At 72.3% G+C, this 8602-nt stretch carries 11 protein-coding genes; all 11 read left to right on the top strand.

What is annotated here, in order from left to right:
- Positions 1–541 (top strand): UDP-N-acetylglucosamine--N-acetylmuramyl-(pentapeptide) pyrophosphoryl-undecaprenol N-acetylglucosamine transferase (locus tag JCO01S_RS14775; RefSeq protein WP_281189243.1); only part of this gene is annotated, 541 nt, incomplete at its 5' end.
- Positions 534–2000: a UDP-N-acetylmuramate--L-alanine ligase gene (gene murC, locus JCO01S_RS14770; protein ID WP_245634465.1), complete on the top strand. Its 1467-nt coding sequence runs from the start codon at positions 534–536 to the stop codon at positions 1998–2000. The genes JCO01S_RS14775 and murC, both read left to right, overlap by 8 nt.
- Entirely contained in the window at positions 1997–2752 is a 756-nt protein-coding gene (locus tag JCO01S_RS14765; protein WP_084342970.1) for a cell division protein FtsQ/DivIB, read from the top strand. Before murC ends, JCO01S_RS14765 begins: the two co-directional genes overlap by 4 nt.
- Before the next feature lie 143 nt (positions 2753–2895).
- A complete protein-coding gene (gene ftsZ / locus JCO01S_RS14760) occupies positions 2896–4227 on the top strand; it encodes a cell division protein FtsZ (RefSeq protein WP_068257453.1) in 1332 nt (443 codons plus the stop codon).
- 21 nt (positions 4228–4248) lie between these two features.
- Positions 4249–4977: a purine nucleoside phosphorylase YfiH/LACC1 family protein gene (locus JCO01S_RS14755; RefSeq protein WP_068257450.1), complete on the top strand. Its 729-nt coding sequence runs from the start codon at positions 4249–4251 to the stop codon at positions 4975–4977.
- Positions 4974–5678: a YggS family pyridoxal phosphate-dependent enzyme gene (locus tag JCO01S_RS14750; RefSeq protein WP_068257447.1), complete on the top strand. Its 705-nt coding sequence runs from the start codon at positions 4974–4976 to the stop codon at positions 5676–5678. The genes JCO01S_RS14755 and JCO01S_RS14750 overlap by 4 nt, the downstream gene beginning before the upstream one ends.
- A 45-nt stretch (positions 5679–5723) precedes the next feature.
- A complete protein-coding gene (locus tag JCO01S_RS14745) occupies positions 5724–6200 on the top strand; it encodes a cell division protein SepF (protein WP_068257458.1) in 477 nt (158 codons plus the stop codon).
- A gap of 43 nt (positions 6201–6243) precedes the next feature.
- Positions 6244–6519 (top strand): YggT family protein, encoded by a 276-nt coding sequence (locus JCO01S_RS14740; RefSeq protein ID WP_068257443.1) that lies wholly within the window; start codon positions 6244–6246, stop codon positions 6517–6519.
- A 64-nt stretch (positions 6520–6583) separates the two neighbouring features.
- Positions 6584–7576, top strand: a complete 993-nt coding sequence (locus tag JCO01S_RS14735; RefSeq protein ID WP_068257440.1) for a DivIVA domain-containing protein — start codon at positions 6584–6586, stop codon at positions 7574–7576.
- Positions 7577–7760: 184 nt separating this feature from the next.
- Positions 7761–8213: a TraR/DksA family transcriptional regulator gene (locus tag JCO01S_RS14730; protein WP_157074654.1), complete on the top strand. Its 453-nt coding sequence runs from the start codon at positions 7761–7763 to the stop codon at positions 8211–8213.
- The coding region (locus JCO01S_RS14725; protein WP_245634464.1) for a signal peptidase II at positions 8186–8602 on the top strand (417 nt) is incomplete at its 3' end. The genes JCO01S_RS14730 and JCO01S_RS14725, both read left to right, overlap by 28 nt.

The raw sequence follows: 8602 nt of genomic DNA, 5'->3' as shown, positions 1-8602 counted from the left end.
CCTGCCGGTCCTCCTCGTCACCGGCGGGTCGCTCGGGGCCAAGCGCCTCAACGACGCCTTCTCCGCGAGCGTCGCCACGCTGCGGGACGCCGGCGTGCAGGTGCTGCACGCGACCGGGGCGGGCAAGGAGTTCGTCGCCACCGGCGGGGACGAGTCGGTGCCCTACGTCGTCATGCCCTACGTGGACCGGATGGACCTGGCCTACGCGGCGGCCGACACCGTCGTCTGCCGGGCCGGCGCCAACACGGTGTGCGAGCTGACCGCCGTCGGCCTGCCCGGGGTCTACGTCCCGCTGCCCATCGGCAACGGTGAGCAGCGCCTCAACGCGGCCGACGTCGTCGCCGCCGGCGGCGGGGTCCTCGTACCCGACGCCGACGTGGACCCGGCCTGGATCGCCGGCGACGTCGTCCCGCTCATGCACGACCCCGAGCGCCTCGCGCAGATGGCCCGGGCCGCCGCCGGTGCCGGCCACCGCGAGGCCGACGAGTCGCTGGCCGACATGGTCGAGGACGCCTGGCGGAACGGGGGCCGGCGTGGCTGAGCCGGTCGTGCCACGCAACGAACGCTTCGACGTGCTCGCGCCGCGGGTCCCGATCGCGGACCTCGGGGTCGTGCACGTGCTCGCCGCGGGCGGGGCCGGGATGTCGGCCATCGTCCGGCTGCTCCTGGATGCCGGGGTGAGCGTGCAGGGGAGTGACCAGAAGGACTCCCCGCTGCTGCGCCGGCTGGAGGAGCTCGGCGCCCGGGTGTGGGTGGGGCACGACCCCGACCACCTCGAGGGCGTCGACACCGTCGTCGTCTCCTCCGCCATCCGGGAGGACAATCCTGAGCTGGCCGCCGCCCGGGAGCGCGGGCTGCGGGTGCTCCACCGCAGCCAGGCCCTGGCCGCGGCCATGGGCGGGCAGACGCGGGTGGCGATCGCCGGCGCCAACGGCAAGACGACGACCTCCTCGATGCTCACCGTCGCCCTCCTCGAGGCGGGGGAGCGGCCCTCCTTCGCACTCGGCGGGGAGCTGGCCGCCCGTGGCGTCAACGCCGCCCTCGGCGACGGATCCGCCTTCGTCGCGGAGGCGGACGAGTCCGACGGGACCTTCCTGGCCTACGCGCCGCACGTGGCGATCGTGACCAACGTGCAGCCGGACCACCTGGACTTCTACGGCGACTTCGCCACCGTGCAGGCCGCCTACCGCGAGTTCGCCGGGACGATCACGGCCGGCGCGAAGGGGGAGCCGGGCCTGCTCGTCGCCTGCGCCGACGACGAGGGCTCCCGCCGGCTCGCCGAGCAGGTGCGGGCCGACGGCACCCGGGTGCTCACCTACGGCTTCGGTCCCGGTGCCGACGTGCGGCTCGGTGAGCCCGAGCTGGACGGCACCGATGCCGCCGCCGACGTGGCCTCGGCGGGCGGCACCGAGCGGCTCACGATCCGGGTACCGGGACGGCACAACCTGCTCAACGCCACGGCCGCGCTGCTCGCCGCGACGGAGGGCCTCGGCGTCGACCCGCGCGCCGTCCTCGAGGGCCTGGCCGCCTACACCGGGACCCGGCGCCGCTTCGAGACCCGCGGCACCGTGGCCGGCGTGACCGTCGTCGACGACTACGCCCACAACCCCGGCAAGGTCGAGGCCGTCATCCGCGCCGCCCGGGAGATCACCGGCCGGGGCAGGCTGCACGTGATCTTCCAGCCGCACCTGTACTCGCGCACCCGCGACTTCGCGGAGGGCTTCGCCCGCGGCCTCGAACCCGCCGACGAGGTGACCCTGCTCGAGATCTACGGCGCCAGGGAGGACCCGATCCCCGGCGTCGGCCCGGAGCTCATCGCCACGCCGCTGGCCGCCGCGGGCACGAGCGTGCAGGTCCGTGACGCACCGGCCGCCGTCACCCACGTCGCCGCGCAGGCCCGGCCGGGGGACCTGGTCCTCACCGTCGGTGCCGGGGACGTCACCCAGCTGGCACCGCGCATCCTGGCTGCGCTGCGCAACGGGGAGCGGGGTCGCGCATGAGCCGGGTGAGTGCGCCCCGCGGGACGCGACCGACCGGCGCAGGAGCGTTTCGCGACCGGGCGGTCATGGAGCGACGGCGCCGCCTGAAGCGCGGCCTCATCGGGCTGCTGTTCCTCGTCCTCGTCGTGGCCGTGGTGTGGGCCGTGGCCTTCTCGAACCTGCTGGTCGTGCGCGACGTGAGCGTGGCCGGCGCCGACGAGCGCGACGAGGCCGCTGTCCGTGAGGTCGCCGCCGAGGAGATCGGGACGCCGCTCGTGCGCGTGGACAGGCAGAGCGTGGCCGGCCACATCACCTCCGAGGTCGTCGGGGTGAAGTCTGCCGAGATCGACCGCTCGCTGACCGGAACACTAAAGGTGAACGTGACGTCGAGGGTTCCGGTGCTGGCGGTCCGCAAGGAGGGGGGCGGCTACCGCCTGCTGGATCTCGGCGGGGTCGCCTTCAGGGAGGTCGACTCGCCGCCGAAGGGGCTGCCGACCGTCACCCCGCAGAGCGGTGCGCACGTCTCGAAGCACGGGGTGCGGGCCGCCCAGGGCATGGTGCAGGCGTTCCCCGAGCGGGACCGGAAGCAGATCGAGGACATCACCGTGAACCCGGCCGACCAGATCACCTTCGAGCTGGACGGGACCCGGATCGTCTGGGGGGAGGGCGAGCGCGCCGACCTCAAGGTCGAGGTGATCTCGATCCTGCGGAAGAAGGGACCTGCCGTCATCGACGTCTCGGCGCCCGAGGCGCCGGTCACCAAGGACGAGTGACGAGACACGCGGGCACCCCAGTTGCCCCGGTGGCCCGCGACGGCATAACCTCCCGTGCACACCGCGCAAGGCCTGAATATAACCCTTAAGTAGACATTTAGGGGCAGGTCCACCACCGAGCAGCAGCAAACAGGAGTCCCACCGTGGCATCAGCCCAGAACTATCTGGCCGTTATCAAGGTCGTCGGCATCGGCGGTGGTGGCGTGAACGCCATCAACCGCATGATCGAGGTCGGTCTGAAGGGCGTGGAGTTCATCGCCATCAACACCGATGCCCAGGCGCTGCTCATGTCCGATGCTGACGTCAAGCTCGACGTCGGCCGTGACCTCACGCGCGGCCTCGGCGCGGGTGCCGACCCGGAGGTCGGCAAGAAGGCCGCCGAGGACCACGCCGAGGAGATCGAGGAGGTCCTCAAGGGGGCCGACATGGTCTTCGTGACCGCCGGCGAGGGTGGCGGCACCGGCACCGGTGGTGCGCCGGTCGTCGCGAAGATCGCGAAGTCCCTCGGTGCGCTGACCGTCGGTGTGGTCACCCGCCCCTTCACCTTCGAGGGGCGTCGCCGGGCGAACCAGGCCGAGTCCGGCATCCTCACCCTGCGCGACGAGGTCGACACCCTCATCGTCATCCCGAACGACCGGCTGCTCTCGATCAGCGACCGCGCGGTGAGCATGCTCGACGCCTTCCGCAGCGCCGACCAGGTCCTGCTCTCGGGTGTCCAGGGCATCACCGACCTGATCACGACGCCCGGTCTGATCAACCTCGACTTCGCCGACGTCAAGTCGGTCATGCAGGGGGCCGGCTCCGCCCTCATGGGGATCGGCTCCGCCCGGGGCGAGGACCGCGCGGTGCAGGCCTCCGAGCTGGCGATCTCCTCGCCGCTGCTCGAGGCGAGCATCGACGGTGCGCACGGCGTGCTCCTCTCGGTCCAGGGTGGCAGCGACCTCGGTCTCTTCGAGATCAACGAGGCCGCCCGCCTCGTCCAGGAGGCCGCGCACCCCGAGGCCAACGTCATCTTCGGAACCGTCATCGACGACGCCCTCGGCGACGAGGTGCGCGTCACCGTCATCGCGGCCGGCTTCGACGGGGGCAGCCCGCAGGCGCGCAAGGACGAGCGTGCGCTCGGCCAGGTGCACGCCGGCGGTGGCGGCCAGGCAGGTGGCCAGCAGGCCGCTCCCGCGCAGCAGCAGGCTCCGGCCCAGGCCCCGGTCCAGCAGGCTGCTCCCGCACAGCAGCAGGCCCCGGCCCAGCAGGCCGCGCCGGCGCAGCAGAACGCCCCGGCCACGTCGGCGGCCCCCGCGCAGCCGCAGGAGCCCGAGCCGGCCGCCCCCGCGCAGCAGCAGGCACCGGCCCAGCAGGAGGGCGGGGCCGAGCAGCAGCAGCCGCAGCAGCCCCGTTCCGGCCAGCCGGAGCGTCCGCCGCGCCAGGTGACCTTCGACGAGGGCGATGACCTGGACGTCCCGGACTTCCTCAAGTGATCCGGGCGGGGCGTCACTGACGTGTTCGCCTGGCGCTGCGAGACCCAGGGGCTGGTGCGTGCCTTCACCGACCGGCGCGGTGGCGGCAGCTCCGCTCCCTTCGCCGGACTCAACCTCGGCGCTCACGTCGGCGACGAGGCCGAGTCCGTGACCCACAACCGACGGCTCGTCGAGCGTGAGCTCGGCGGGCCGCTGGTCTTCGCCGACCAGGTGCACGGCACCGACGTCGTGCACGTGACCCACGAGCTGCTCCACGGGCCGCGGAGCGGGACCGGCGGCGTGGCCACGGCAGATGCGCTCGTCACGGACCTGCCCGGCGTCGCCCTCGGAGTCCTCGTGGCCGACTGCACCCCCGTCCTCGTCCACGACGAGGAGGGCCCCCTGGTCGGGGTGGCCCACGCCGGTCGGCCCGGCATGGTCGGCGGCGTCGTCTCCGAGCTCGTCGCCGCGATGCGCGACCTCGGCGGGCACCGGCTGCGGGCGACGGTCGGCCCCTCGGTCTGCGGCCGCTGCTACGAGGTGCCCGAGGAGATGCGGGCCACTGCCGCGCGGGTCTCGCCTGTGTCCTCGGCCATCACGTGGTCCGGCACGCCTGCCATCGACGTCGCCGCGGGGGTCGTCGACCAGCTCGACCGCGCCGGGGTGCCCGTGGAGTGGGTCCCCGGGTGCGCCCGGGAGGACGAGGCGCTCTACTCCCACCGCCGGGACGGGACCACCGGGCGCTTCGCCGGGGTCGTGGTGCGCCGATGAGCGCCGAGCGCCGCGCCGAGCTGGAGGCGAACCTGACCGCCGTGCAGGAGCGGATCGACGCCGCCTGCGCCGCCGCCGACCGCCCGCGCGAGGAGGTCGAGCTCATCGTGGTCACGAAGTTCTTCCCCCGCAGCGACCTGGACCTGCTCGCCGACATCGGCGTGCGCGACATCGGGGAGAACCGGGAGCAGGAGGCCTCCGCGAAGCTCGCCGACGGTGGCACCCCGCCCGGGGTGCGCACCCACTTCATCGGCCAGCTGCAGTCCAAGAAGGCCGGCGCCGTCGCCCGCTGGGCCGACGTCGTCCACTCGGTGGACCGGACCAAGCTCGTCGGCGGCCTGGCCCGCGGCGCGGAGCGCAGCGGGCGGGAGCTGACCGTGCTGCTCCAGGTCGACCTCGAGGAGGGGGGCCACGGGCAGCGCGGGGGAGCGTCCCCGCAGGACCTTCCGGCTCTCGCCGACGCCGTGGCGGGCAGCCCCCTTCGTCTCGGCGGGATCATGGCCGTCGCGCCCCTGGGGGCCGACCCGGACCCAGCCTTCGCCCGCCTCGAGCGGATCTCCCACGAGCTGCGCGAGGCCCACCCCGAGGCGACGTGGATCTCCGCGGGCATGAGCGCTGACCTCGAGTCCGCGGTGCGCCACGGCGCGACACACCTGCGTGTCGGGACGGCAATCCTCGGAACTCGTCCCGATCGCCGGTAACTTCGGTGCCTGACGAGGAACCGGACTCGATTGAAGGGCATGCACATGACGGCACTGCGGACCGCGATGGTCTATCTCGGCCTCGCCGAGGACGACAGGCGCTACGACGACTACGACGAGCAGTACGTCGATGACTACGAGCTCGGCCATGCCGATGGGGAGAGCCGTCACAGTGGTGCCGAGGTCACCCCGCTGCGCCGCGTCTCGACCGGTCCGGCCGTGCGTGAGGTGGAGGTCACGGGGATGAACCGCATCACGACGATCCACCCGAGCACCTACAACGATGCCCGGGCCATCGGTGAGAGCTTCCGTGACAACATCCCGGTGATCATGAACCTCGGGGACATGGACGACCAGGACGCCAAGCGTCTCGTGGACTTCGCCGCTGGGCTCGTCTTCGGCCTGCACGGGTCCATCGAGCGCGTGACGAACAAGGTCTTCCTGCTCTCCCCGGAGCACATCGAGGTGGAGGCCGAGTCCGCCGAGGAGAACCAGCGCCGGGCGCTGTTCAACCAGAGCTGAGCCCGCTCAGCCTCCCCGGAGGCCCAGCGCCTACGCTGCCCCCATGCTGATCGTCCGTCAGGTGCTCGACCTGCTGCTGAGCATCTACCTCTTCATTCTCATCGGGCGGCTGATCTTCGAGTGGATCCAGGTCTTCGCACGGGACTGGCGCCCCACCGGAGTCATCCTCGTCGTCGCGGAGGCCATCTACACCCTCACCGACCCGCCGCTGCGTGCCATCCGCAAGGTGCTCCCGCCGCTGCGGATCGGCGGCGTGGCCATCGACCTGGCCTTCCTCGTGCTGATCATCGCTGTCTCGATCCTGCGGGCGATCGTTTAATCTGGTGAGAGAGCGCGCCACCGTCGGCGCCGCCCGACCATCCGCCAACATCCCAGGAGGAAGCATGGCGCTCACCCCGGAGGACGTCCTCAACAAGACCTTCACCCAGACCCAGTTCCGTCGTGGCTACGACGAGCGCGAGGTCGACGACTTCCTCGACGACGTCGTCGCCGAGATGCGGCGCATGATCAAGGACTCCGAGGGCGGCGGCGAGGCCACCGGGGCTGCGGCCGCCGGGGACTCCGAGAGCTCCGAGGGTTCCTCCGCCGAGGTCGCCGAGCTGAAGTCCCGGCTGGAGAAGGAGACCGCCGCCCGCGAGGAGGCCGAGAAGAAGGTCGCCGAGCTCGAGTCGGGCAAGGGCAAGAAGGGGCTCGGCAAGGGCAAGGCGGAGCAGGACGCGGAGAAGCGGATCGCCGATCTCAACGCCCGGGCCGAGGAGGCCGAGGCCAAGTCCAAGGAGCGCATCGAGGCCGCCAACGCCGCCGCCGAGAAGGCGGAGGCGGATGCCAAGGCCGCCCAGGACACCGCGGCCGTGGGCCACGCCGGCGACGGCGAGGGCGAGGGCGAGGGCGACGCGGGCACGATGGCCGCTGCCGCCGCGGGTGGTGGCGCCGGTGCCACGGGCCTGATCGCCCTGGCCCAGCGACTGCACGACGAGCACGTCGCCGAGGGCAAGTCCCAGCGTGACTCGATGCTCGCCGAGGCCCAGAGCAAGCACGACGAGTTCATCAAGACCGGCCAGAGCAAGCGTGACAAGCTGATCTCCGACGCCGAGGCCAAGAGCTCGAAGATGGTCAGCGACGCCGAGGCCCAGCGCAAGAAGATCCTCGACGACCTCGGCGCGAAGCGCACCGACATCGAGAGCCGGATCCAGCGACTGAGCGGCCAGGAGAAGGAGTACCGCAGCAAGCTCAAGGAGTTCATGAGCACCAAGCTCAAGGAGCTCGACGAGACCCCCTCCATGGCGCCGAGCGACGCCGGCAGCAAGGACGCCGGCAGCAAGGACGCGACCGCGGCGACGGGCAGCAAGCCGGCCCAGCCGGGTGGTAACGCCTGACAGCCTCCAGCAGCACGTGGCGGCGGCGTTCCCCTCACCGAGGGGCGCCGCCGCGCGTGCTCCCCGGGGGGCCGGAAGAAGTCAGCCGACCCCCGAAGGTGTTCCCCGGGAGGATTCGTCGTACCCTTCGGACACCTCCGACAGTGACCGGGGGGATATGAACACACTCGAGCAGAGGACGGACATGGCGGCGAAGAAGGCAACCGCGGCGTCGGCGGCGAAGAAGGACTCGACGAAGAAGTCCGCCCAGCTCGTCGTCCGGGAGGACGAGTCGCCGTGGACCGCGGCGGAGCTGAAGGAGATCCGCGACGAGCTCGAAGGGGAGATCCGGCGCCTCTCCGAGGAGGTGAGCTCCGGGGAGACCGACCTCTCGGAGTTCCTCAAGGAGCCGATCGACGGCGCGGGGGACGACCCGGCGGACGCCGGGTCGAAGTCCTTCGAGCGCGAGCACGAGCTCAGCCTCGCGGCCAGCACCCGGGTCGGCCTGCAGCAGAACGTGCACGCCCTCGAGCGCCTCGAGGACGGCAGCTACGGCCGGTGCGAGTCCTGCGGCGAGCCGATCGGCAAGGCGCGGCTGCAGGCCTACCCCCGGGCCACCCTGTGCCTGGCGTGCAAGAGCAAGCAGGAACGACGCTGAGCGGGCCAACCCGATCGGGGGCGCTCCGGCTGTGTCTCTTCGTCGCGCTGGCCGCGCTCGTGGCGGACCAGGGCAGCAAGGTGTGGGCCCTGCACGTCCTGGACGGTGGTCGGGTGGTGCCGGTCCTCGGTGAGTGGCTGCAGCTGCGACTGCTCTTCAACGCCGGGGCCGCGTTCTCCATCGGGTCCTCGTTGACCTCGGTGATGACCGCGGTCTCGCTCGTCGTGACGGTGGTCATCGCCTTCATGCTGCGCCGGCTGGGGTCGCGGCCCTGGGCGGTCGCGTTCGGTCTGCTGCTCGGCGGCTCGGTGGGCAACCTCGTCGACCGCTTCGCCCGCGACCCCGGGCCGCTCCGGGGCCACGTCGTCGACTTCATCGACTACGGCGGG

The organism is Janibacter corallicola NBRC 107790, from assembly GCF_001570965.1.
Taxonomy (GTDB): Bacteria; Actinomycetota; Actinomycetes; order Actinomycetales; family Dermatophilaceae; genus Janibacter; species Janibacter corallicola.
The sequence above is the reverse complement of the archived record's forward strand: the minus strand, read 5'-3'. Positions and strand labels throughout refer to the sequence as shown.

Coding starts and splice junctions, on each gene's coding strand:
- JCO01S_RS14745 (WP_068257458.1), top strand. CDS start 5,724: ATGACGGCACTGCGGACCGCGATGGTCTATCTCGGCCTCGCCGAGGAC.
- JCO01S_RS14765 (WP_084342970.1), top strand. CDS start 1,997: ATGAGCCGGGTGAGTGCGCCCCGCGGGACGCGACCGACCGGCGCAGGA.
- JCO01S_RS14740 (WP_068257443.1), top strand. CDS start 6,244: ATGCTGATCGTCCGTCAGGTGCTCGACCTGCTGCTGAGCATCTACCTC.
- JCO01S_RS14735 (WP_068257440.1), top strand. CDS start 6,584: ATGGCGCTCACCCCGGAGGACGTCCTCAACAAGACCTTCACCCAGACC.
- JCO01S_RS14750 (WP_068257447.1), top strand. CDS start 4,974: ATGAGCGCCGAGCGCCGCGCCGAGCTGGAGGCGAACCTGACCGCCGTG.
- JCO01S_RS14730 (WP_157074654.1), top strand. CDS start 7,761: ATGGCGGCGAAGAAGGCAACCGCGGCGTCGGCGGCGAAGAAGGACTCG.